Here is a 23,331-nt window from a genome sequence, read left to right as displayed (position 1 = left end):
AATAAAGGAGGGGTAATGATATGGGCAAATTTTCATTAAACGACTTTGTTAACAAAACGCAACAAGATGACAACGTCAACGATTATTTTGAGTTAGAAACAGAACGTGTATTAGAAGTTAATTTAGATGGTGAAGTTTGGTCGAAGATGGGGGCAATGATCTCTTACATAGGAGATATTAAGTTTGAGCGTGAGCGTGTTATGGAGCACGGGCTCGGCAAAATGTTTAAAAAGGCCTTAACAGGCGAAGGCACGCAATTGATGAAAGCAAAAGGCCGTGGTCGTCTGTATTTAGCCGATCAAGGTAAAAAAGTTACAATCTTTGATTTGCAAAACGAAAGCATTTGTGTAAATGGTAATGATTTACTTGCGTTTGAGCCGAGTATCGAATGGGATATTCATTTGATGCGTAAAATGGCAGGAATAATGTCAGGTGGATTATTTAATGTAACATTACAAGGAAGAGGGAAAGTAGCGATTACAACCCATTTCGAACCACTAACCCTATTAGTGAAACCAGGTGAAACAGTGTATACTGACCCACATGCTACAGTAGCATGGTCCGGCAATTTAACACCTGAATTTAAAACAGATATTAGCTTCCGGACGTTTATCGGGCGTGGAAGTGGTGAATCCATTCAAATGGCATTCTCTGGCGAAGGCTTTGTCATTATTCAACCATTTGAAGAAGTCTATACTACGGGTGAAAGTTAATTGAACGTGTCCGTATTTTAGACAAAAGACATCGAGAAGTTCACTCTCGATGTCTTTTGTCATTTTTTATGTTTAGAAACCAGTAATATGACATACTCGTTTCGAACGAAGCATGGTGAGTCTGCGGGAAAAGCGGGAAGTCGAGAATCTGGACTAAGCGAAGCGAGGGTAGCAGCTCGGCCTCGCCCGCGGAAAGTCCGCCCGTAAAGGAAATCAACGGGTTTAATCTAAAGTTATTGTAAAATAAAAAATACTGTAGATAGGCCCAATGTTTTTTTGACTTTGTCGATAGTCTAAAGCGTTTCCGTAAATCTGGACATGCTTTTATTTAAATGAGTGTTATCTAGCAATGACGGTTATTCAGTTGCTTGTTCAGTAGTAAATTACGTGACATTATAATGCTGCGTTCATGCCTGCTATACGTCCCGTAACTAGAGCAGACGTAATATTATAGCCACCTGTATAGCCGTGAATATCTAGAATTTCTCCGCAGAAGAATAACCCTGTTTTTTTCTTAGAGGCCATTGTTTTCGGTTCGATTTCTTTCACGGATACGCCACCACCAGTAACGAATGCTTTTTCTAAGGATTGGGTGCCGCTAACAGTCATGGTGAAGTTGACGAGAAGTCGTGCCAAGTTACGCATTTTTTCTTGCGATAGTTCCATACCAGTCAATTGTACATCGATATCGGCATGCGCACATAAAAATAGTAACCAACGTTCAGGGGCAAGCCCTTTCCAAACATTTTTCACTGATTTTTTTGGATCTTCTTTCACAAGCTTGTTTAAATATTGCAGACAGGTTTCCTCATTATCATCAACAAGTGTTTGAATACGCATTGTAACAGGTTCATAGCCTGTTTTCATAAGTTCCTTAACGACAAATTGGCTACAACGTAAGACTGCCGGTCCACTTAGTCCAAAATGTGTAAAGAGCATGTCCATTTGATGGGTAACGAGCGTTTTGCCTTTTTTATTGAGCACTGAAACGGCAACATCGCGTAAAGCTAGTCCCTGGAGTTCACGATTTTGAATAAAATCTTCCTTCGATAAGACGGGCACCTCTGTTGGGAATAAAGTTGTCACCGTGTGTCCTGCACGCTCGGCCCATGGGTAGCCATCTCCAGTCGACCCTGTTTGAGGCACCGCTTTACCACCAACTGCCACGACAACCGATTTACAGCGTATTTCAGTGCCTTCTACTAGGCGGACACCAAGTATTTTTTCATCGTCCATCAGTAGTTTGCTGACAGGTGTGTTTAGACGCACCTCAATGTGTAGACGTTGCATTCTTCGAATAAGGGCATCCACCACGTCTTGTGCGCGATTAGAGACAGGGAACATACGCCCATGATCCTCTTCCTTTAATGCAACACCTAGCTCTTCAAAAAAGGCAATTATATCTTCATTATTATAAACAGTGAATGGACTATATAAAAAACGACCATTTCCAGGAATATGTTTAACGATTTCTTCTACAGGGAGTCGGTTCGTGACATTACAACGGCCACCGCCAGAAATGGCCAATTTTTTGCCGAGCTTTGTTCCTTTTTCAAGTAGTAATACTTTCTTTTTACGCTCTCCAGCGGCAATGGCAGCCATTAAACCAGAAGGCCCACCACCAATTACGATAACATCATACATATATGTGAACTCACTTTCTTTTCATTTTAGGAATCTTTCCTATTATACATGAAGTCTATATAGAGGGTGGCTTATTTCCATTGTAAATTAAACGAAAGTGTTTTATAATTTTTTATCTTGTACTTACGTGTGTAAAGTTATTCTAAATGAATACGAAAAAATAAGCGCCCGTAAGTACCCGATTGGTTTAACGAATAATCGGTGGAGAAATCCCCAGCGATTAAAATTTCACTTTATCGGCAATGACAGCATGAAATGAACGCTTTTTCGTGCTATGATGATAGAGGTTATGCACTAAATTATGAGGTGAAAAAATAGATGTGCGGATTTATAGGATATATTAATGGAACAAATGTGATTGATCATCACCAAACAATTGAAAATATGATGAATACTATTATTCACCGTGGTCCAGATAGCGGTGGTATTCATAGTGACGATAAAGTAACGTTGGGCTTCCGTCGTTTAAGCATTATCGACTTATCAGATGTGGCAAATCAGCCACTATATAGTGCGGATGGCAATATCGTACTAGTATTTAATGGGGAAATTTTTAACTTCCAAGATCTTCGTGCAGATCTTATTTCAAAAGGTCACACGTTTAAAACACAATCTGATAGTGAAGTAATTATTTACGGATATGTTGAGTATGGCGTTGATTTTGTAAAACAACTTCGCGGTATGTTCGCATTCTGTATTTGGGATAAAGAGAATGATTTGCAATTCATCGCTCGTGATGGCTTTGGTATTAAACCATTGTACTATTCAGAAAACACGACGGATGGCACATTTATTTTCGGATCAGAGATAAAAGCGTTTTTACCACACCCAGCATTCAAGAAGGAATTAAATAAAAATGCCTTACGCCCTTATTTAACATTCCAGTATTCTTCAATGGATGAAACATTCTTTAAAGGTGTGTACAAGTTACCACCTGCACACTATATGCTTATTAAAAATGGTCAAAAGCAAATTGTGCAATATTGGGATAAAAAATTCCATGCAAAAGACGCGCCGATTGAAAAATATGTAGAAGACATTCGCACAACCGTGAAAGAATCTGTAGAAGCGCATCAAATTAGCGATGTGAAAGTTGGTTCTTTCCTATCAGGTGGGATTGACTCTAGTTATATTACAGCATTACTACGTCCAGATAAGTCTTTTTCTGTTGGATTTTCTGATTATGAAGATATGTTCAATGAAACAAACTTAGCAAAAGATTTATCGGATACATTAAACATTCAAAACGAACGTAAGTATATTTCTGCGGATGAATGTTTTGCAGCATTGCCGAAAATCCAATGGCATATGGACGAACCACAATCAAACCCATCTTCTGTACCGCTTTACTTCCTATCCGAACTAGCAGCGAAGGACGTAACAGTTGTACTTTCAGGCGAAGGTGCAGATGAGATTTTTGGTGGTTACTCTTGGTACCAAAATTCAGGCAGAATGCAACAGTACGAAAAAGTTCCTTTTGGGATTCGTAAAGCGTTACGTGGTGTGGCAGAGATGCTACCGAAAAACCAGTATACACATTTCCTTGTAAAAGGTGGTCAATCAGTGGAGGAGCGCTTCATTGGGGAAGCGGTCGTTTGGGATGAGGATGATGCATTAAACGTCTTAAAATCTGATTACAAAAATGGCCCATCTGTCCAAACTATTACAAAACGAATTTATGACGAAGTACCAGGTGACGATGATGTTACAAAAATGCAGTATTTAGATTTAAATCTTTGGATGCCTGGGGATATTTTATTAAAGGCTGATAAAATGAGTATGGCGCATTCCATTGAATTACGTGTACCATTTTTAGATAAAGAAGTTATGGAATTGGCGAAAAATATTCCATCCAGATATCGAGTAAATGATATAGATACGAAATATGTTCTTCGACAAGCAGCGCATCAGGAACTACCTGAGGAATGGGCAAAACGTCCAAAGCTTGGATTCCCAGTACCAATACGTCACTGGTTACGTGAGGAAAAATACTACAATATGGTGAAAGACATGTTTACTACTGACTTTGCCAATGAATTTTTCGATACTAAGCAATTAGTTGGTTATTTAGATGAGCACTACGAGGGGAAAGCTAATCGTGGTCGTTATATCTGGACAGCTTATGTATTCTTAGTGTGGTATAAACAATTTTTCGTGGATATGTAATAGAGAAGTAGCTGTTCAAAAAGTCGGCATGATTTTTTGAACCGCTATTTTTTTAGCAAATAAGGCTATCTGCTTAAGATAGTGCCTTGTGAAAATATTTCGATGTATTTATGCGTCTGTTTTCCTATAAATATGTTAAGATAACAGGTGGTTTATTTATTTTGTCTTGGAAAATATATTTATAGTTCACAAAAAAGTTTGATTTTACAATGAATGGATGGATAAGATGTCCAATTTAATGAAAGGTACCGCGATATTAACAATGGGGATGTTTTTATCAAAGGTTCTCGGATTAATTTATATTTTTCCGTTTTATGCGATTGTTGGTGAGGAAAACATCGCGCTGTATCAATATGCATACATTCCCTACTCGATCATGCTGGCTGTAGCCATCTCGGGTGCGCCTATCGCTGTATCCAAGTTTGTTTCTAAATACAATGCAATGGGTGATTATCAATCAGGTCGTAAGCTCATGAAGTCGGGCATACTTATAATGCTGATAACAGGTTTTGTTTCATTTATTGCACTCTTTTTACTGGCAACGCCTATTGCGGGGCTTGTTATAAAAAGTGACGAACAGGCATTTTCAGTCGAGCAAATTGCATCTGTCATTCGCTGGGTCAGCTTTGCGCTAATTGTTGTACCGTTCATGAGTTTATGGCGTGGCTTCTTTCAAGGTTATGACAAAATGCAACCGACGGCAGTGTCACAATTAGTGGAGCAAATTGTTCGAATTGTCGTATTATTAGGTGGTTCGTTCTTAGTTGTAGTTGTTTTTAATGGAAAACCGCAAACTGCGATTTCCTTTGCAGTATTTGCAGCATTTATTGGGGCAATCGGTGGCTTAATCGTGCTGTATTATTACTGGAAAAAATATCAGCCGGAATTTAATATGCTGCGCAGTCAAAGTGTAACTTCTACGCAACTCCCGATGACGGATATTTATAAAGAAGTGATTACGTATTCGATTCCAATGGTATTTGTTGGAGTAGCTAACCCATTATTTCAGCTCGTTGATATGTTAACTTTTAATGGAGCAATGGCTTCAATTGGCTTAGCAGAAGTGACAGACAAATACTTATCTATGATTAACTTTACAACGCATAAGGTTGTCATTATTCCCGTTATGCTTGCCACTGGTTTTTCTATGGCTTTAGTGCCAACGATTACAAAATACTTTACACAGGGTGAGTATTTATCGTTACGCCATGCGATGGATAAAACATATCAATTATTAATCTTCATTACATTACCAGCAGTTGTTGGTATCTCATTATTAGCAAATGAAATTTACTTTATGCTTTATTCGGAAAGTGAAATGGGGGCAAATATTTTAGCTCACTATGCTCCTGTCGCTATTTTGTTTGCGTTGTTCCAAGTAACTGCAGCCCTTTTACAAGGGATCAACTTTCAAAAGTGGATTGTCTTCAGTTTACTTTCAGGTATTTTTGTAAAGCTCGCACTCAACATTCCACTGATTCGTTGGCTGGAGGCGGATGGTGCAATCCTGGCAACAGCAATTGGTTATAGTGCATCTATTGTTATCAATATTTTAGTACTAAAGAAAACGCTTAACTATAAATCAGAAATGGTAGTACGTCGTGTCCTACTAATTTCTCTTTTAACAGTGGCGATGGCGGTAAGTGTCTTAATCGTTCATAAACTTTTAGAGCTTATAATGGGACCTGTTGACGGAAAATTCTCAGCGTTAGTTTATTCTGTAATTTGTGCTACAGTGGGTATTTCTGTTTATGGTTTTTTATCGTTACGAATTGGCTTAGCACAAAAACTTCTTGGTGAACGATTGACACGTATTACAAGCAAACTGGGCTTAAAATAGGAGGAACTATGCGTTTAGATAAGTTACTGGCAAATATGGGCTACGGCTCACGTAAGGAAGTGAAGCAGCTCCTGAAGCAAAAGGCTGTGTCAGTAGATGGCACGTATGTAAAGGATGCGGCAATGCATGTTGATCCAGAAAAGCAGGACGTTTCTGTTTTTGGTGAACGTGTTCTATACACAGAGTTTGTTTACTATATGATGAATAAGCCGCCAGGGGTTATTTCTGCGACGGAAGATTTACGTGATGAAACAGTGATTGATTTATTAGAGCCATTACATCAACATTTTCAACCATTTCCAGTTGGTCGTTTAGACAAAGATACGGAAGGTTTATTATTGCTGACAAATGACGGTGTTTTAGCTCATAATTTATTATCTCCTAAAAAACATGTACCAAAGGTCTATTATGCACTTATAGAAGGTATTGTCACAGAGTCTGATGGTGAGGCATTCGCACGGGGAGTGGAGCTAGACGATGGCTATATAACAAAACCTGGCGAGCTCGTTATTTTAAAGTCAGCTCAACAATCAGAAATAGAGTTAACGATTCAAGAAGGCAAATTCCATCAGGTGAAACGTATGTTTGAAGCGGTTGGTAAACGTGTCACATACTTAAAACGCCTGTCAATAGGCAGCTTAAAGTTAGATGACAGCCTAGAATTAGGTGCATATCGTGAGCTAACTATTGAAGAATTAGCTTCCTTACAAAATGCAGATTAAACAAATCCTCGGTGCTATTCATATATAGTATCGGGGAATTTTTATATACATATTTATCCCAATAACTGTATAATATGATATATCAATAAAAGGTTTTTATGTAATCTAGGGTAAGATACAAGTTCAATGTTCAGAAAAAATGATAGGAAAATGACTAGAGGGTAAGTGAATGAATAAACTGCGTTTAAAATTATTACTGTCTTTAATTGCCTTTGCACTAATACTTGTTGTCGTTATTTCTTACGTCAACAGGGAGATTCTAGTGGCAGATATTGAACAACAGCAAGCCATTAATCGAACGTTAATTGAAAATCATATTCTTACTGATATGCAATCCGTAGATAATGCACATTTGTATTTTGACAATAATATCTCTGATAAGATGGAACAAGAGTTGCAAGCATTGGCTATATATTATGAAAAAAATCCAAACATCGCTACATGGGATTTACAGCAAATGAAAAAACAACATGGCATGGATATATACATATTAGATCAAACCAATACCGTCATTTACACGACATTTAAACAAGATAAAGGATTGGATTTTTTGACTTGTTGTAAGCGCTTTTCTGCTTTATTGGACGAACGAAGAGAGAGTGGAGAATTTTACACAGATGGTATTGATGTTTCCACGACAACAGGGGAATATCGCAAATTTAGCTACTTAGCAACGCCTGACAAAAAATATTTACTAGAATTAGGCATTCAATTAAATGAGTTCCCCGTATATCGAACATTCAATTTTGAAAAAACCGCACACTATTTAGTAGAAAAATATAATGATTTATTGGAAGTACAAACAATTAATGCTGGAGGTATTTTTTTTGATTACTCACAATCTGCACGAATTACTGTGGAAAATCAATCGACAACATTTCAGCAACATTTTAAGCTTGCTAAACAAACGATGAAGCCGACTGAATACCAAATAAAGTTAGAGAATGGTTATATTGAGACTTATCGTTTTTTACCATATGAAGCTGAGACAGAGCGAGGAGAATCAACAAGAAGGGTAGTCTATGTGAAATATGATAACCGTACGGAATTAGTGGCGCTAGCGAAAAATACGAAGCAGTTTTGGCTACTACTTATGATCGCGTTAATTACCTCCCTTATCTTACTATTGGTTATTAATCGTTTGCTGTCAAAAACCATTCAATTAGCAACTTATGACCCACTAACGAGTGTGTATAATCGTGCCACCTATATTAGCAAGATGGACAGCATATTGAAAAAAAGAAAAACGAATAAACCAGGTTTGCTACTAATTGATTTAGATAATTTTAAGCAAGTGAATGATCAATTCGGCCATGCAGAAGGTGATAGGATACTTATTGAAACAGCAAAAATTTTAAATCAAGAGGTAAAAAGTAAAGGTTTCGTTGTAAGGTTTGGTGGTGATGAGTTTGCCATTGTGTTATACGATACGAAAGAAAATCAATTGGAACAATTAGCAAATTCTATTTTGGAGAAAATTCGGCAAATCAAATTCGAAGATGTTAAAATGCAAAGTTGGTCTGTTCTGTCAGTTAGTATGGGGGGAGCCACTTGTGAAGAAATGAATGAATCTGAAATAAGCTTATTTGAAAGGGCAGATAAAGCACTATATCAATCAAAGAAAGCAGGGAAAGACCAATACTCAAAATATAACGAAGTCGCTGTAGGGCAATAATAATCCTACATGACAGACAAAGTGTCAGCAGATTTATCAATGTTGGTATTAGCATGTTAACGCAACTTACTGATGTATTATAAAAAATTCGCTTAATCCGGTCGGCAGTGAGCCAAGTAAAATCTCACAGTATGCCTGCGGATTGTGAGCGAATTTTTTTGCAATATTTATAAGGTAGATTGCCCAGATTTCGCTTTGTAAAACAAAGAACCACATAGAACAAGGATAGCAATCACAATATACATAGCATCTAGATAATGAGTGAGTAGCCAACCACCAATAATCGGGCCTATAAAACCACCTAAATTTTTAAATTGTGAAGCGCCTAAATAAGTTGCCTTTTGTGTATCGGGGGCAATTTCGTCAATCATGACATTCATTGTAGGGAATGCAAAAATTTCACCGATTGTAAATAATATCATCGCTATTATAAAGAGTGGATAAGTATTTGATAGGCCAAACAGTATAAGACCTACTGCAAAGAACAAGATACCTACAAGCAGTGTTGCTCTCGATGAAAAACGCTCTGACAGGATACTAATTGGTAATTGAAGTAATAAGACCACCGCTGCATTCAATGAAATAAGTAAGGAATAGAGTTTAGCTCCATCCTCAATTTTTAGTTCGATTAGTTGAGGAAGCGTTGAATCAAATTGAGAGTAACCAATATTTATTAATATCGCACCAGCAATGAAGCTCAGCAGCACACGATTTGTTAAGAGAATCGTGAAGGTTTGTAGGATTTTTGTTGGTGTTGTTGCTTTTTGTTGCTGCATTTCATAGCGATTTAACACGAAAAATAAAAATATGGCATAAATGATGTACATGGCACCTGTCAGTATAAACGGGATGCTAGGACTAGATAGTTGCGCGATATATACTCCAATAATTGGACCAATTACTGCGGCAATATTGATAGCGGTATAGCGCAACGAAAATAATCTTTTTCGTTTGTCTGCCGGTGTGAAGTCAATCATCAGTGCTTGTGTTGAAGGCTCGAAAAATGAACGACATAGACCATTCAAAGCGTTTAATACGACAAAGAGCCAAATGGTATGAGCAGTTGCAAAGCCGAAGAAAACGATGCTCCATACGAGAATCGTCAGCAAGATAACACTTTTTCTACCGAAACGATCTGTCAAATAACCGCCGAAGAATCCCCCTACAGTGGAAATTAATGGAGCAATTCCGATTGTCAGACCAATCTGTAAGGGTGTTGCGTCAATTTCATTATGTAGATAAATAGCTAAAAAAGGCATCGCCATAAAGCTTGCAATGCGCGTAAAAACAGTCCCGCCTAAAATAATCCAAACAAGTGGGTGAAACAGCTTGGAAAGTTTCATACAAAATCCTCCTCTCAACATGTAGAATGTTACGAGTGTAACGGATTGTAAAGATACTGTAAATAGCAAAAAAAGAATGACCCCGACGAAAGGTCATTCTTTTTCTCATACAAAAATGCTTTACGCTTTAGGCGTAAAAACTAAGACGTCATTTTTACTTTTTTACTCGTCGTTGTCCATTTGCCTCGACTTGGACTCATCACCAAATCGTTAAAGGCTAACACGTTCAAATCTCTTTGAACGGTGCGAGGAGTGATGCTAAACTCTTCGACTAAATCCTGTGTAGACACGGTTCCTTTGTCTAAAATAAACATGTACACGTCTTTAATACGATTAAGCATTCGATCAGTAGTTGGTTTCATAAATGAACCACTCCTTCATCTTAATTCTCTTGGCAAAGACTAGCGGACGACAATATGTGCGGAGTGCACTTAGGCTCTTAAGTTGCTGCCTTAGACATCCCCTTTTCTAATTTTTATGTTCAGAACGATTATTCTGATAACTTCATTATATAAAAAAACTAGCTGTTTTTCTAGTGAATACGATTGAAATTTACAAATCATACACAAAGTTTATACTGTATTTTGTGGGAATTAGTGCAATAGATGCTATATGTGGTAGTGTTAGATAAATATATAAAGGATCATTAGCCAATTGATTGTAATTTTTGGTGTAAAGAGTAGAATAATCTTATTATATTGGAGGAGGTGCATGTCATGGATTGGTTACAGGCTGCAAAAGAAAGACAAGATGAGTTAGTACAAGAGCTACAGGAGCTTGTGCAAATTAATAGTGTACTGGATGAAACGACAATAACGACCGAAGTACCTTTTGGTGAAGGTCCGCTAAATGCACTTGAATGGTTATTAGCAAAAGGTCAATCTGAAGGTCTAGAAACAAAAAATGTTGATAATTATGCTGGACATATACAAATGGGTCAGGGTGAGGATTTACTCGGTATCTTATGTCATGTAGATGTTGTGCCAGTTGGCGATGAAGCGAACTGGACATACCCACCTTTTAGTGGAACGGTTGTGGATGGTAAGCTATTTGCTCGTGGTGCAATTGACGATAAAGGTCCAACAATCGCAGCTTGGATGGCAATGAAGCTAGTAAAAGATGCAGGCGTTCAACTAAACAAACGTATACGTATGATTATTGGGACGGATGAAGAGACAGGCTTCCGCTGTGTCGACCACTATTTTAAACAAGAGGAAATGCCAACAATCGGTTTTGCACCGGATGCAGATTTCCCGCTCATTAATGCAGAAAAGGGCATTGCAGAGCTTGGGTTCTCTCAAAATAAAATGGGGGATGCAACAAAAGAGCAACTACTACTATTTAATGCAGGGAAGCGCCCAAATATGGTACCAGATTATGCAGAAGCAACAATTCACTTAGTTTCTTCACAATTGGAACAGAATTTTCAAACATTTTTAAGTAAAAATCAGCTAGAAGGCTCTTTATTAATGGATGGTTCTCGCTATATAATAACTATCAAAGGGAAAGCAGCTCATGCAATGGAACCTGAAAAAGGCGGCAATGCGGCTGTTTATCTTGCAGCATTTTTACAACAAGAGCTGACAACAGAGGTAAGTAAGCAATTTGTTGACTTTGTGACCAATGTATTTCATCATGACCATTATGGCCACGCCCTTGCCTTACAGTTTGAGGACGATATGTCCGGTAAAACGACATTAAATCCAGGTATAGTAAGCTATGATGTGACCAAAGGTAGCAACATAGTCATCAGTATGCGCTACTCTGTAACGTATCCATTTGATGAAAAAATGACAGAAGCTCAACGCTTAGCTGCCGAACAAGGGTTTTCACTGGATATTCAGGATGACTCAAAACCTCATTTTGTGAGTGAAGATGATCCATTAATTCAAGCGTTAGCAGGTGTCTATCGACGACATACTGGTGATTATGAAACCCCACTGCTATCTACTGGTGGCGGCACGTATGCGCGCGTAATGAAAAAAGGCGTGGCATTCGGTATGCTATTCCCTGGCGAGCCAGATGTAGCGCATCGTGCGGATGAATACGTTATTGTAGAAAACTTAGTGAAAGCTGCAGCTATCTATGCAGAAGCAATTGTTGAACTTGCAGGGCAAAAATAACTGAAAAATGAAAAGGATGAATGGACATGGCATACTCATTATTGAATGATCAAATCGTTGAAGAAGGAACTATTGTAGTATCACCAGAAGACCGTGGTTACCAGTTTGGTGACGGCATTTATGAAGTAATCAAAGTATATAACGGAAATATGTTTACAGCACAAGAGCACATTGATCGTTTCTATGCCAGTGCCGAAAAAATTCGTCTTGTCATTCCTTATACTAAAGACGTTTTACACAAATTATTGCACGATTTAATTGAAAAAAATAATTTAGACACAGGTCATGTGTACTTTCAAATTACTCGTGGTACCAATTCTCGTAACCATATCTTCCCGGATGCGAGTGTACCAGCTGTACTAACAGGTAATGTGAAAGCTGGCGAGCGTTCAATCGAAAATTTCGAAAAAGGTGTAAAAGCAACATTAGTGGAAGATATCCGTTGGTTACGTTGTGACATCAAATCATTAAATTTACTTGGCGCTGTACTTGCGAAACAAGAAGCATCTGAAAAAGGTTGCTACGAAGCAATCTTACATCGTGGTGATACGGTAACTGAATGTTCATCTGCGAATGTTTATGGTATTAAAGATGGTAAACTTTATACGCACCCAGCAAATAACTACATCTTAAACGGTATTACACGTCAAGTTATTTTAAAATGTGCAGCAGAAATTGGTTTACCAGTAATTGAAGAGCCGATGACAAAAGGCGACTTATTAACTATGGATGAAATCATTGTATCATCTGTATCTTCAGAAGTGACTCCAGTAATTGATGTAGATGGTCATAAAATTGGTGCTGGTGTTCCTGGTGAATGGACACGCAAGCTACAAAAAGCATTTGAGGCAAAATTACCAATTTCAATCGAAGCGAAATAAAAATATGTCGTTAAAAAGGGCTACTCAAACCTTGATTGTCAACCAAGGTTTTAGGGTAGTTCTTTTTTATAGAACAAAATATGGATGTTTTCTCCTGAAACGTCATGTAAAATAAAAAAAGATGATGATTTACATGGGCAGTAAGATTGGAGTGACCTTAAAATGGCACAATTAGTAAAGATACAAGATTATGTTTCGCGTTATCAAATTGATTTAGCTAGATATCCAACACAATTTGTACGGTTAAAAAAAAACCAATGGGAACGTGTTAGACGTCAATGGGAGTCGGGAGAAGAGATTAGTGAGTGGCAGCATGTCGACAATGATTCAGAAAATGAGCCATTTGAGGAAAAAGTGCGCTTTTCGTTAATTAAAAAGATTTTTGCTGGTCGTCAGAAGGAAGACATCAAAGAAGATATTGAGCAGCTAGAGGTAACGAATGATTTTGTGAATGAAGAGGATATAATTCCAGAAGAGGAAACGACGTTAACATTTGAACCTAAGATAGTGTATGCGCCGCAGTCTATACACGAATTGAAGCGGATGTTCATCGATCAATTTTTCCATTTCCAAATGAAGTGGGCGAGCTCAACTTTGCGAGAAAAATCGTATGTCGATCCTCGATTTATGCGAGACTCATTATTACGCACTTTATTGCAAAATTTACCGGATAATTATTTAGTGTTCTATTATCCTATTTTACAGGTGCGCAAAGCACCAATTGAACTTGATGTTGTTTTAATGTCACCAACAGAATGTATTTGTATTACAGTGCTTGAAGCTGATAATCAAGCAGTGTATGTAGGCAGTAGCGAAAGATTTTGGGTGAAAAAGGTTGGCACAAAGGATTTTAAAATACTCAATCCTATGATCAATTTAAGCCGCATGGAATCGGTTTTAACACAGTTATTTAAGCAAGACAACATAGATATGCCTATTCGAAAAGTTGTGTTAACACGTAATGGCTATTTCGATTATCCGGGATCATCCTTTAGCATACAGTTTGTGGATCACCGCAATTATGGGGAATGGATGCAGCAGTTGAAAAAGGTTTCCTCTCCTATGAAGCATATGCAAATACGCGCTGCACAAACGATTTTAAATAATGTGCAAACGACGTCCTTTAACCGTGATATTTGGCAACAAACATCGCAGCCATCAACTGAGGATTAATATATGGTTGTATTATTTATTGTAAATGAGGCTGCTGGGAATGGGAAAGGAAAGAAAGTTTGGCGCCGTCTTCAACAGCATTTAACCATGAACTATGAAGTTGCCTTTACAAAATATGAAGGGCACGGACTTGAAATTGCAAGGCAATGGGCACATGGTACACAAACCAAAAAGCTCATTGTCATTGTAGGCGGGGATGGCACGATTCATGAAGTTGTCAGTGGTGTTGTACATAATGACCTTATTGTCGTAGGAGTTGTACGCGCGGGCTCAGGGAATGATTTCGCACGATATTTTCCGATATTTCGAAATGCTAAACAAATTGAGAGTTATTTACGGAATGAATTAATAGGAATTTCGATGGATGTAGGAATGATTCAGCTTGGAACAATGCAAAATAAGCTATTTGTAAATAATGCAGGTATTGGCTTCGATGCATATGTTACGAAGCAGATTAATAAGTCACGACTTAAATATTATCTCAATAAAATTGGGCTTGGTAAACTCTCCTATGCTGTAGCTGTTGTGAGAGGGTTATTTAGTTTTGAGCGTTTTAATGTGACAGTACGAACAAACGATCAAGAGTGGTATTTCAAGGAGGCATGGTTTGTCGCCATGAGTAATCAGCCCTATTTTGGTGGCGGCATGAAAATTTCACCTATGTCAAAACCCGATGATGGAAAAATTGAAGTGACGATTGTTTACGGTATTTCACGTTTGAAATTATTGCTTGTTTTTGCGACTGTTTTTTTCGAAAAGCATACTAGTTTTAAAGAAATTACTTTTTTGCAAAACAATCACTTTGAGATTATCGTGGACTCTGACAAGATTGATAGTCATGCGGATGGAAACTATATTGGTGAAATTGAGCAGGAGACGATTATTCATTGTACAGTAAAACAGCGCGCATGGAAGATTATGGATAAATGAAGAAACGTCATTTTGCAATAATTTTATGCGAAATTGATGGTTTTACGTTATACTATAAAAAATCATTAAATAATTACCTAGAAGGAAATGAGGAAGAACATTGAGATTAAGAAATAAGCCTTGGGCAGAGGAAATGATTACAAGTCATCCAGAGGTGATCATTCCAAATCCTGAAGACTTTAAAGGAAATTGGCAAGCTGTTTTTGGCAATGACAATCCGCTACATATTGAGGTTGGTACAGGAAAAGGGCAATTTGTGACAGGGATGGCCTTACAAAACCCAAGTATCAATTATATTGGTATAGAGCTTTATGATAGTGTGATAGTTTGTGCATTAGAAAATATCTTAGAGGCTAAATCTCCAGCAAATTTACGTTTATTAAAAGTAAATGGTGCGGATTTATATAAATTTTTCGAGAAAAACGATGTAGAACGCGTGTATTTGAATTTCTCAGATCCTTGGCCAAAACTTCGCCATGCAAAGCGTCGTTTAACGCATGAGGGTTTTTTGAAATTATATGAGTCGATTTTAGTTGATAATGGGGAGGTCCATTTCAAAACGGACAACCGTGGCTTGTTTGAGTATTCGTTAATTAGTATGTCTGAATATGGCATGTTATTGAAGTATGTATCACTCGACCTACATGCGAATATGCCTGAGGATAATATTATGACAGAATATGAGCAGAAGTTTTCTGCAAAGGGGCAACCAATTTATCGTCTAGAATCACAGTTCATCACAAAATAGTTTTCTAGGGGGAGTATGGATGGATCAATTACAGTTTCACAACATGTCATTATCATGGCTAAACGGGGGTGTCACTTGCCTTGATGGCGGTGCAATGTTTGGTGTTGTACCAAAGCCACTTTGGTCACGTAAATATCCAGTAAATGAAAAAAATCAAATCGAATTACCAACCGAGCCTATCTTAATTCAATATGAAGGTAAAAACTATATTATTGATACAGGTGTTGGCTTTAACAAGTTAAATGAAAAGCAATTACGTAACTATGGTGTAACTGAGGAATCTACATTAGCTGATAGTTTACAGGAGCTTGGTTTAACGACTGCAGATATTGATGTTGTGTTAATGACACATTTGCATTTCGATCATGCTGGCGGTTTAACACAATGGGAAGGTAATGTTTTAGTCCCTACATTCCCAAATGCAAAAATTTACGTGACAAAGATTGAATGGGATGAAATGCGTAAGCCAAATATTCGCTCGAAAAACACGTATTGGAAAGAAAACTGGGAGCCCGTACAACATTTAGTGGAAACCTATGAGGGCAAATTACAAGTAACACCAGGCATCGAAATGATTCATACAGGTGGTCATAGCAATGGACATGCTATCATTAAATTAACACAAAATGGTGAAGTGCTATTGCATATGGCGGATATTATGCCAACACATGCTCACCAGAATCCGTTATGGGTATTAGCATATGACGATTATCCAATGACGAGTGTATTTGCTAAAGAAGGTATTATGAAAGAAGCACTAGAAAACGGTTATGGATTTATTTTCTATCATGATGCATATTACCGCATGATTAAATGGGATGCGACGGGCAAGGAAATTGTAGATAAGTTAGAACGTAGCAGACAAGCTGTTATTACTTTCTAACCAGGGAGAACGTGTGAACCTTTGTGTTCACGCGTTTTTTTATGCTCACAAATTATAGATTTGTAGAAAAATCATTTCGCAATGGTAAAAAGGGAAGTCATTAATTTTGTATGATTCAGCTATGTGAGAACGTCTACTTTCTGATTATTGATAACACACATTGTCCAGTAAGAGTCCGCGAGCGACTAGCCCCCTTATAATAGCTTCGGTCAGCCGAACTATTCCACTGCCGTGGCTGAAATCTCTCATACGTGCGCATAATTTTTTTTGATAATATAACCATCGGGAAAAATCGTTCTATTCCTTTTAATCGTTATCATCAAAGAGAAGGCCATTTGCTGTTCAAAGACCTACAAGTTGCGTAGCGACGCAGAAATACCGCCAACAGAGGGCAAGCCTAAGTTTTCGAAAAATTGTTTTGGGTTTTTTCGTGAACATTTTGGAAAATATGATACACTAAAAGCTATACTAAAACACAAAAGAGAGTTGAAATAACGATGGCAATGGAGCAACCATTTTTACCAATATTATTAGGGTCAGATATGAATGCATATGGCATGGCACGTGCATTTTACGAAGCATATGGCATTAAACCACTCGTACTAGGACGTTCACATTTAACGGCTACACAGGATAGCCATATCTTAGATTTTCAAGAAATAGATCGTCTTAATGAACAGGACGTATTCGTTCCTGCACTCGCAGAAGTGGCAAAAAAATATGCAGATAAAAAATTACTGCTACTTGCTTGTGGTGATGATTATGCAAAACTAATCATTAAAAACAAACCCGCATTACAGGAGCATTTTACAGTACCCTATATTGACGAATCCTTAATGGATGAAATTTTACTGAAAGAAAACTTCTATAAAATGTGTGAGAAGTACAACTTTAAGTATCCAGGGACGACAACGGTAACGGCTGAAAATTATCATTCCTTTACACCACCGTTCGATTATCCAATTATTTTAAAGGCATCGAACTCAGTAGAATATTGGGCTTGTAAATTTCCAGGAAAGAAAAAAGTTTTCATCGCGCATGATGAAGCAGAAAAAACAGCAATTTTAAAAGCAATCTATAGTTCGACCTACCAAGATACAATGATTATTCAAGAGTTCATCCCAGGAGATGATTCTTATATGCGTGTTTTAAATGCGTACGTAGGAAAAGACGGTAAAGTTAAGTTAATGTGTCTTGGTAACCCTATTTTGGAAGAGCATTCACCAGAAGGTATTGGTAGTTATGCAGCAATTGTTACAACATATGATAAAGAATTAATGGACCAAGTTCGTTTCTTCTTAGAGGATATAGGTTATACTGGTTTTGCAAATTTTGATATGAAATATGATATACGTGACAAACAGTATAAGTTGTTTGAAATTAATTTACGTAACGGCCGCTCAAGTTATTATGTTACAGCAAGTGGTCATAATTTAATGAAATACGTAGCTGATGACCATATGTTAAATATTGAACAAGATGTAACCTATGTCGAGGACAAGCATTTGTGGATGATTATTCCAAAGGGTGTACTCTTTAAATATGCATCGAATGAAAAACTAAAGTTAGAAGCGCAAAAATTGATTCGTGAAGGGAAGTATACGAACTCACTTTACTTTAATGAGGATATGAATGCGAAACGTTGGGTGAAGCTAACGTTAAATAATTTAAACTACTACAGAAAATACAAAAAGTATTTTAATAATAAAGGACTATCTGAGTAAAATGAAAAGGGGCTGTCTCATATATTTGAGGCATCCCCTTTTCTGTACAAATGCAGCAAAAGATTAAAAATCTAGAATTTGACTCGAGTAGGTTTAACTAGCAATTAGTGGGCATGAAAAAAATGCCCACTGATTGAAGTGCTTTACACTTCTGTTAGGTCAACAACAACGCCAGAACGAGCATCAGCGGCAAATTCGAATGTTTGCATTTCACCCTCATGCATGCGTGAAATACCACCACGGTAAACAGGAATTGTCATGAAACCATTCGTGAAACTATCTGTCTTCATATAAATCCACGAACCGTCTATCGGTGCATCCTTTTTAAATTCTTTTTTTATGTTTTCAAGTACTTGTCCAGCAGGCACATATGGAGAAACTTTTTCACTTGCTTCTTTAATAATGACTGCGGCGGCTAGGCCTGTTGCAACACCAATTAAAAAATCGCGTAATTTCATGGTTTTATCCTCCTTTTCCTATAACTTCATTTTATCATAGCTCAGAGAGTGAATGCACGTTCATAGTTGGGGACTATTATGAAATATATCAATATTTCGACTTCGGAAATAAATATGATACAATAGCAAGGAAGAAAATTCTACTTCGTGGGGAGAGAGTCATCATGAATGAGGAAACATTACAATTATTCAAAACATTAACTGAGTTACCAGGCGCACCGGGTGATGAACATGCAGTACGCGCGTTCATGCGTTCTGAGTTAGAAAAATACTCTGATGAAATCATTCAAGATAATTTAGGTGGTATTTTTGGTGTAAGGCATAGTGATGTAGCAGATGCACCGAAAATTTTAGTAGCAGGTCATATGGATGAAGTGGCATTTATGGTCACATCAATTACAGACAACGGCATGATCCGCTTCCAAACGTTAGGCGGTTGGTGGAATCAAGTAATGCTTGCCCAGCGTGTTGATGTGTTTACAAAAAATGGTCCAATTCCTGGAGTCGTGTCCTCGATTCCACCTCATTTACTAACAGATGCTGAACGAGCAAAACCAATGGATATAAAAAATATGTTAATCGATGTTGGGGCCGACAGTAAGGATGATGCTATAGCAATCGGTGTACGTCCAGGTCAATCAATCATTCCTGTATGTCCCTTTACACCGATGGCCAATCCCAAAAAAATTATGGCAAAAGCTTGGGATAACCGATATGGCTGTGGACTTGCGGTTGAATTAATGAAAGAAGTCAAGAATGAAAAATTAGCTAGTCATTTATATTCTGGTGCTAATGTGATGGAAGAGGTTGGGCTACGAGGTGCTCAAGTATCAGCAAATATGATTAAACCAGATTTATTCTTTGCATTAGATGCTTCTCCTGCAAATGATGTATCTGGTGATAAAAATCAATTTGGTCAGCTTGGTAAAGGAACATTGTTACGAATTCTTGATCGTTCAATGGTAACACACCGTGGCATGCGTGAGTTCATTTTAGATACAGCGGAATCAAATCATATTCCGTATCAATATTTTGTATCACAAGGCGCTACAGATGCTGGTCGTGTACATACTGCAAATGATGGTGTTCCTAGTGCTGTCATTGGCGTTTGTTCACGTTATATTCATACTTCTGCATCAATTATTCATGTTGATGATTACGCTGCAGCGAAAGCATTAATTGTAGAATTAGTGAAAAAAGCGGACCGTTCGACATTAGAGTCAATTCGCGCTAATGTATAAAGTAAAATGAAAGATGCCTATTAAGGCATCTTTTTCTATATATAGAAAGAGGGATATTCATGAACATAGCGATTGGTACTACAAATAAAGCAAAAACTCAAGCAGTTGAAGCTATCGTTAAACAATATTTTGAAAAAGTTGTTTTTACATATGTCAAAGCTGACTCTGGGGTGTCTGACCAACCTATAACAACAGAAGAAACAAGACAAGGTGCGATAAATCGTGCCAAAAATACATTGCATGCTACAGGTGCAGCTTTATCTTTTGGACTGGAAGGCGGTGTTACTGAAATGGAAGGTGACATGTACATCTGCAACTGGGGAGCTCTTGTCTTAGCGGATGGCACAATTTTCACGGCCTCTGGTGCACAAATTATATTGCCAAAGGAAATTGCCCGGGAAATAAGAGCTGGGAAGGAACTTGGTCCTGTTATGGAAGCATATACACAGCGTCTGGATATTCGCCAAGGTGCAGGAGCTGTAGGTATTTTTACGCAAAATGTGGTAAGTCGTCAGTCTATGTTTGAGCATATTGTCGCGCTGTTAATTGGACAATATTTGTTCACATTAGCAGCTGAATAGTGTCTTTGAACTAGTGATATTGGTGCAGAGTAGTTGCAACTTTACTAAATTTTTTTTAAAATAAAAAAAAGTTAGCAATGAAAGGAAGATAGAAATGTCTCGTAAGTGGCTACAAGCATTGACTTTACTGCTTTTGATTTTGGGACTTTCTGGCTGCAATCAATCTGTCGATGAACAAATTGCAAGTGGACTTAAAATAACGGAAACTGTTTTTGCCGAGAAGCCAGAAGACCATACAGATAAAATAGGAGATATTCAATTATTTTTACCGACTAAATTCAAAATCGAGGACAGCTCAGATAAATATAATATTTTAATATCTAAGGGAAAAGAATCTTATATTCTTTTCATCAATGATCGGGAAGAATCAGACAGCAAACTTTATTATAATTTATTAAAAGAAGACAGCTCAAAAGAAATTATCAAAGAGCATACTTTTGAAAAAGACGAAAGTTTCGGGTTTTCAGCTATCTCTAAAACAGAGAAAGAGAATGAATTTGAGCTAATTGTTAGTAGTGGGGGCGTAAAAATGACGACCATTTCACAAGCTAAAAATATTGAAGATAATCTACATGAGATGACGAAAATCGTTCATTCGGTTAAGATTAAATAATTGCATAGTTTTGAACACAACGGTTGACAAACATGTGAGCCGTTTTTTATTTTGAACTTTATTCAGGGGTCGCCAAAAAGTTGGCTGAATAAAATTTAAAACTATGATTGATGTCATGGATTTTAAAAGGATAAAATTGTGGATGTTAGATTTTACAATGCTATTGTATATGCTGGTAAACGAAGAAGCAACAGGCGCAATGACTAAGTTGTTCTGCATAGGTGTTTCAATAGCTTTGGTGAATGACTGACTATAATACAAGCCTAAGGGCAATTATTTAATCACAGACACACATTTATACGGAGACGTATTTGATAGAAAGGACGTGTACTAGGTGAAGCAAATAACATCAGAGCAACTTGTGTCTTTGTTAAAAAGACAATTAAACGAGCAGAAATTCGATTTTGAATTTGACAAAAAGCATGATAAATTACGCTTAAACCATAAAAAAATAGGGAAAGGAATGGATCTTTCCTTACCAGGTATTTTAGCAAAATATAGTGAAAAACAAGAAGTGGCTCTCAACGAAGTCGTATATACAATTGAACAAACCTTCATAGCAATGGAGCAGGAGATGGAACAAGGGTTCCAAACAGCTACGCAAATTTTCCCTGTGATACGTGCTACATCCTACCCACAAGCATCAAAAGAGGGGCATGCATTTATCACTACAGAACATACGGCAGAAACGAGGGTTTTTTATGCACTTGATTTAGGGAAAACATACCGTTTTATCGATGAGTCAATGCTAGAGGCACTCCAATTGACAGTAGAGCAAATTCGTGAAATGGCACGTTTTTCTGTCAAGCAGTTACCAACTGTCTATAAGAAAGATGAAGTAGCTGGTAATGTCTTTTATTTTGTGAATGCTAATGATGGCTATGATGCAAGCAGGATTTTAAATGAAGGCTTTTTAAAAGACATGCGTGCTCAAATAGAGGGGGATATGACGGTATCCGTTCCCCACCAAGATGTATTAATACTAGGTGATATTCGTAATGAAACAGGTTATGATGTATTAGCACAGATGACAATGCATTTCTTTACTGTAGGCACAGTACCAATTACATCGTTATCATTTATTTATGAAGAAGGGGAATTAGAACCAATCTTCATTCTAGCGAAAAACAGAATGAAAAAGGAGCAAGAAGAACAATGAATGTATTTTACAACAAAGAGCATGTAGGAGACGTATTATTAGTGCAATTAGCGACAGAGGCTATTGTGAAAACAGTGGTTGAGCGTGCTGGTGATATTGCCATTTTAAAAGAAGCACAAACTGGAGAGATTAAAGCTTTTAACTTGTTTAACGCAAGCAACTATGTACAAACAGAGGCACGTGGAAATGTTGAAGTGACACCAGCATTTGTAGCACAACTTGAAGCTGCTATTGCGAAGAATGGCGCTACAATTAGTCTTGATGTTGATTTCTCTCCAAAATTCGTGGTTGGCTATGTAGAAACAAAGGAAAAGCATCCAAATGCTGATAAATTAAGTATTTGTACTGTGAATGTAGGTGAAAAGAACTTACAGATCGTTTGTGGTGCACCGAATGTTGAAGCTGGACAAAAAGTAGTAGTGGCTAAAATTGGCGCAGTTATGCCTTCTGGTATGCTTATTAAAGAAGGGAATTTACGAGGAGTTGATTCATTTGGCATGTTATGCTCGGCCCGTGAATTAGCGATTCCAAATGCGCCGTCAGAAAAGGGAATTTTAGTATTACCGGAAGAAGCGGAAATTGGTAGTGCTTTTGAAGCACCAACTCGTTAAAAGTATATTATATATTCAAAAATCGTTATGTTACCATTGTTGCTGGTGGCGTAACGATTTTTTTGTTAAGCTTGGGCCTATAAATGCAAGTTTCTATATCACT

Annotated in this window: 21 protein-coding genes; 17 read left to right on the top strand and 4 right to left on the bottom strand. The window is 37.5% G+C overall.

Features of this window, described 5'->3' with window-relative positions; translation table 11 throughout:
• Window positions 1–20 precede the first annotated feature (20 nt).
• Window positions 21–713 (top strand): AIM24 family protein, encoded by a 693-nt coding sequence (locus C9J31_RS17805; protein WP_107951305.1) that lies wholly within the window; start codon window positions 21–23, stop codon window positions 711–713.
• A 393-nt stretch (window positions 714–1,106) separates the two neighbouring features.
• Here C9J31_RS17805 and C9J31_RS17800 read toward each other — a convergent pair whose 3' ends face one another.
• A complete protein-coding gene (locus C9J31_RS17800; protein WP_107951304.1) occupies window positions 1,107–2,357 on the bottom strand; it encodes a BaiN/RdsA family NAD(P)/FAD-dependent oxidoreductase in 1,251 nt (416 codons plus the stop codon).
• A gap of 318 nt (window positions 2,358–2,675) precedes the next feature.
• Here C9J31_RS17800 and asnB point away from each other — a divergent pair, with 318 nt between their 5' ends.
• The 4 genes from asnB (at window position 2,676) to C9J31_RS17780 (ending at window position 8,760) form a co-directional block, all read left to right on the top strand.
• Window positions 2,676–4,523, top strand: coding sequence for an asparagine synthase (glutamine-hydrolyzing) (gene asnB, locus C9J31_RS17795; RefSeq protein ID WP_107951303.1), 1,848 nt, complete (start codon window positions 2,676–2,678; stop codon window positions 4,521–4,523).
• Between the two features lie 226 nt (window positions 4,524–4,749).
• The gene (locus C9J31_RS17790) at window positions 4,750–6,363 is read left to right on the top strand and encodes a putative polysaccharide biosynthesis protein (RefSeq protein WP_107923350.1); all 1,614 of its coding nucleotides are present in this window, start codon (window positions 4,750–4,752) and stop codon (window positions 6,361–6,363) included.
• An 8-nt stretch (window positions 6,364–6,371) separates the two neighbouring features.
• Window positions 6,372–7,085 carry a pseudouridine synthase gene (locus C9J31_RS17785; protein ID WP_107951302.1) on the top strand — a complete coding sequence of 238 codons (714 nt, stop codon included), beginning with the start codon at window positions 6,372–6,374 and terminating at the stop codon, window positions 7,083–7,085.
• A 169-nt stretch (window positions 7,086–7,254) separates the two neighbouring features.
• Window positions 7,255–8,760, top strand: a complete 1,506-nt coding sequence (locus tag C9J31_RS17780; RefSeq protein WP_107951301.1) for a GGDEF domain-containing protein — start codon at window positions 7,255–7,257, stop codon at window positions 8,758–8,760.
• Window positions 8,761–8,927: 167 nt separating this feature from the next.
• On the opposite strand, the gene C9J31_RS17775 is transcribed toward C9J31_RS17780, so the two are convergent.
• Window positions 8,928–10,103, bottom strand: a complete 1,176-nt coding sequence (locus C9J31_RS17775) for an MDR family MFS transporter (protein ID WP_107951300.1) — start codon at window positions 10,101–10,103, stop codon at window positions 8,928–8,930.
• Window positions 10,104–10,243: 140 nt separating this feature from the next.
• Entirely contained in the window at window positions 10,244–10,465 is a 222-nt protein-coding gene (locus tag C9J31_RS17770) for a DeoR family transcriptional regulator (RefSeq protein ID WP_010860244.1), read from the bottom strand.
• Between the two features lie 354 nt (window positions 10,466–10,819).
• Here C9J31_RS17770 and pepV point away from each other — a divergent pair, with 354 nt between their 5' ends.
• The 7 genes from pepV to C9J31_RS17735 all read left to right on the top strand — a co-directional run bounded on the left by pepV (window position 10,820) and on the right by C9J31_RS17735 (window position 18,565).
• Window positions 10,820–12,226: a dipeptidase PepV gene (gene pepV / locus C9J31_RS17765; protein ID WP_107951299.1), complete on the top strand. Its 1,407-nt coding sequence runs from the start codon at window positions 10,820–10,822 to the stop codon at window positions 12,224–12,226.
• A 26-nt stretch (window positions 12,227–12,252) separates the two neighbouring features.
• The gene (dat, locus tag C9J31_RS17760; protein ID WP_107951298.1) at window positions 12,253–13,107 is read left to right on the top strand and encodes a D-amino-acid transaminase; all 855 of its coding nucleotides are present in this window, start codon (window positions 12,253–12,255) and stop codon (window positions 13,105–13,107) included.
• Window positions 13,108–13,269: 162 nt separating this feature from the next.
• Complete coding sequence (locus C9J31_RS17755; RefSeq protein ID WP_107951297.1) at window positions 13,270–14,280, top strand: nuclease-related domain-containing protein; 1,011 nt, start codon at window positions 13,270–13,272, stop codon at window positions 14,278–14,280.
• A gap of 3 nt (window positions 14,281–14,283) precedes the next feature.
• Window positions 14,284–15,210, top strand: coding sequence for a diacylglycerol/lipid kinase family protein (locus C9J31_RS17750; RefSeq protein ID WP_107951296.1), 927 nt, complete (start codon window positions 14,284–14,286; stop codon window positions 15,208–15,210).
• 100 nt (window positions 15,211–15,310) lie between these two features.
• Complete coding sequence (gene trmB / locus C9J31_RS17745; protein WP_107923356.1) at window positions 15,311–15,958, top strand: tRNA (guanosine(46)-N7)-methyltransferase TrmB; 648 nt, start codon at window positions 15,311–15,313, stop codon at window positions 15,956–15,958.
• Window positions 15,959–15,977: 19 nt separating this feature from the next.
• Window positions 15,978–16,841, top strand: a complete 864-nt coding sequence (locus tag C9J31_RS17740; RefSeq protein WP_107923357.1) for a YtnP family quorum-quenching lactonase — start codon at window positions 15,978–15,980, stop codon at window positions 16,839–16,841.
• Between the two features lie 497 nt (window positions 16,842–17,338).
• Window positions 17,339–18,565 carry a carboxylate--amine ligase gene (locus C9J31_RS17735; RefSeq protein WP_107951295.1) on the top strand — a complete coding sequence of 409 codons (1,227 nt, stop codon included), beginning with the start codon at window positions 17,339–17,341 and terminating at the stop codon, window positions 18,563–18,565.
• Between the two features lie 143 nt (window positions 18,566–18,708).
• On the opposite strand, the gene C9J31_RS17730 is transcribed toward C9J31_RS17735, so the two are convergent.
• Window positions 18,709–19,023, bottom strand: a complete 315-nt coding sequence (locus C9J31_RS17730; protein WP_107923359.1) for a hypothetical protein — start codon at window positions 19,021–19,023, stop codon at window positions 18,709–18,711.
• A 164-nt stretch (window positions 19,024–19,187) separates the two neighbouring features.
• Between C9J31_RS17730 and C9J31_RS17725 the strand changes: the two genes are divergently transcribed.
• The 5 genes from C9J31_RS17725 to ytpR all read left to right on the top strand — a co-directional run bounded on the left by C9J31_RS17725 (window position 19,188) and on the right by ytpR (window position 23,228).
• Window positions 19,188–20,264, top strand: coding sequence for a M42 family metallopeptidase (locus tag C9J31_RS17725; RefSeq protein ID WP_107951294.1), 1,077 nt, complete (start codon window positions 19,188–19,190; stop codon window positions 20,262–20,264).
• Window positions 20,265–20,323: 59 nt separating this feature from the next.
• Window positions 20,324–20,845, top strand: coding sequence for a DUF84 family protein (locus C9J31_RS17720; RefSeq protein ID WP_107923361.1), 522 nt, complete (start codon window positions 20,324–20,326; stop codon window positions 20,843–20,845).
• 94 nt (window positions 20,846–20,939) lie between these two features.
• Window positions 20,940–21,458 (top strand): hypothetical protein, encoded by a 519-nt coding sequence (locus tag C9J31_RS17715; protein WP_054767244.1) that lies wholly within the window; start codon window positions 20,940–20,942, stop codon window positions 21,456–21,458.
• Window positions 21,459–21,792: 334 nt separating this feature from the next.
• On the top strand, window positions 21,793–22,617 hold the full coding sequence (locus C9J31_RS17710) for a DUF1444 domain-containing protein (protein ID WP_107951293.1): 825 nt from the start codon (window positions 21,793–21,795) through the stop codon (window positions 22,615–22,617).
• Window positions 22,614–23,228, top strand: a complete 615-nt coding sequence (gene ytpR / locus C9J31_RS17705) for a YtpR family tRNA-binding protein (protein ID WP_107951292.1) — start codon at window positions 22,614–22,616, stop codon at window positions 23,226–23,228. Before C9J31_RS17710 ends, ytpR begins: the two co-directional genes overlap by 4 nt.
• The last annotated feature ends 103 nt before the right edge of the window (window positions 23,229–23,331 follow it).

It is taken from the genome of Lysinibacillus parviboronicapiens (assembly GCF_003049605.2).
Taxonomy (GTDB): domain Bacteria; phylum Bacillota; class Bacilli; order Bacillales_A; family Planococcaceae; genus Lysinibacillus; species Lysinibacillus parviboronicapiens.
The sequence above is the reverse complement of the archived record's forward strand: the minus strand, read 5'-3'. Positions and strand labels throughout refer to the sequence as shown.

Excerpts from the sequence above, each read along its gene's own strand:
- C9J31_RS17805 (WP_107951305.1), top strand. The coding sequence starts at position 21 with ATGGGCAAATTTTCATTAAACGACTTTGTTAACAAAACGCAACAAGAT.
- C9J31_RS17800 (WP_107951304.1), bottom strand. The coding sequence starts at position 2,357 with ATGTATGATGTTATCGTAATTGGTGGTGGGCCTTCTGGTTTAATGGCT.
- asnB (WP_107951303.1), top strand. The coding sequence starts at position 2,676 with ATGTGCGGATTTATAGGATATATTAATGGAACAAATGTGATTGATCAT.
- C9J31_RS17790 (WP_107923350.1), top strand. The coding sequence starts at position 4,750 with ATGTCCAATTTAATGAAAGGTACCGCGATATTAACAATGGGGATGTTT.
- C9J31_RS17785 (WP_107951302.1), top strand. The coding sequence starts at position 6,372 with ATGCGTTTAGATAAGTTACTGGCAAATATGGGCTACGGCTCACGTAAG.
- C9J31_RS17780 (WP_107951301.1), top strand. The coding sequence starts at position 7,255 with ATGAATAAACTGCGTTTAAAATTATTACTGTCTTTAATTGCCTTTGCA.
- C9J31_RS17775 (WP_107951300.1), bottom strand. The coding sequence starts at position 10,103 with ATGAAACTTTCCAAGCTGTTTCACCCACTTGTTTGGATTATTTTAGGC.
- C9J31_RS17770 (WP_010860244.1), bottom strand. The coding sequence starts at position 10,465 with ATGAAACCAACTACTGATCGAATGCTTAATCGTATTAAAGACGTGTAC.
- pepV (WP_107951299.1), top strand. The coding sequence starts at position 10,820 with ATGGATTGGTTACAGGCTGCAAAAGAAAGACAAGATGAGTTAGTACAA.
- dat (WP_107951298.1), top strand. The coding sequence starts at position 12,253 with ATGGCATACTCATTATTGAATGATCAAATCGTTGAAGAAGGAACTATT.
- C9J31_RS17755 (WP_107951297.1), top strand. The coding sequence starts at position 13,270 with ATGGCACAATTAGTAAAGATACAAGATTATGTTTCGCGTTATCAAATT.
- C9J31_RS17750 (WP_107951296.1), top strand. The coding sequence starts at position 14,284 with ATGGTTGTATTATTTATTGTAAATGAGGCTGCTGGGAATGGGAAAGGA.
- C9J31_RS17740 (WP_107923357.1), top strand. The coding sequence starts at position 15,978 with ATGGATCAATTACAGTTTCACAACATGTCATTATCATGGCTAAACGGG.
- C9J31_RS17735 (WP_107951295.1), top strand. The coding sequence starts at position 17,339 with ATGGCAATGGAGCAACCATTTTTACCAATATTATTAGGGTCAGATATG.
- C9J31_RS17730 (WP_107923359.1), bottom strand. The coding sequence starts at position 19,023 with ATGAAATTACGCGATTTTTTAATTGGTGTTGCAACAGGCCTAGCCGCC.
- C9J31_RS17725 (WP_107951294.1), top strand. The coding sequence starts at position 19,188 with ATGAATGAGGAAACATTACAATTATTCAAAACATTAACTGAGTTACCA.
- C9J31_RS17720 (WP_107923361.1), top strand. The coding sequence starts at position 20,324 with ATGAACATAGCGATTGGTACTACAAATAAAGCAAAAACTCAAGCAGTT.
- C9J31_RS17715 (WP_054767244.1), top strand. The coding sequence starts at position 20,940 with ATGTCTCGTAAGTGGCTACAAGCATTGACTTTACTGCTTTTGATTTTG.
- ytpR (WP_107951292.1), top strand. The coding sequence starts at position 22,614 with ATGAATGTATTTTACAACAAAGAGCATGTAGGAGACGTATTATTAGTG.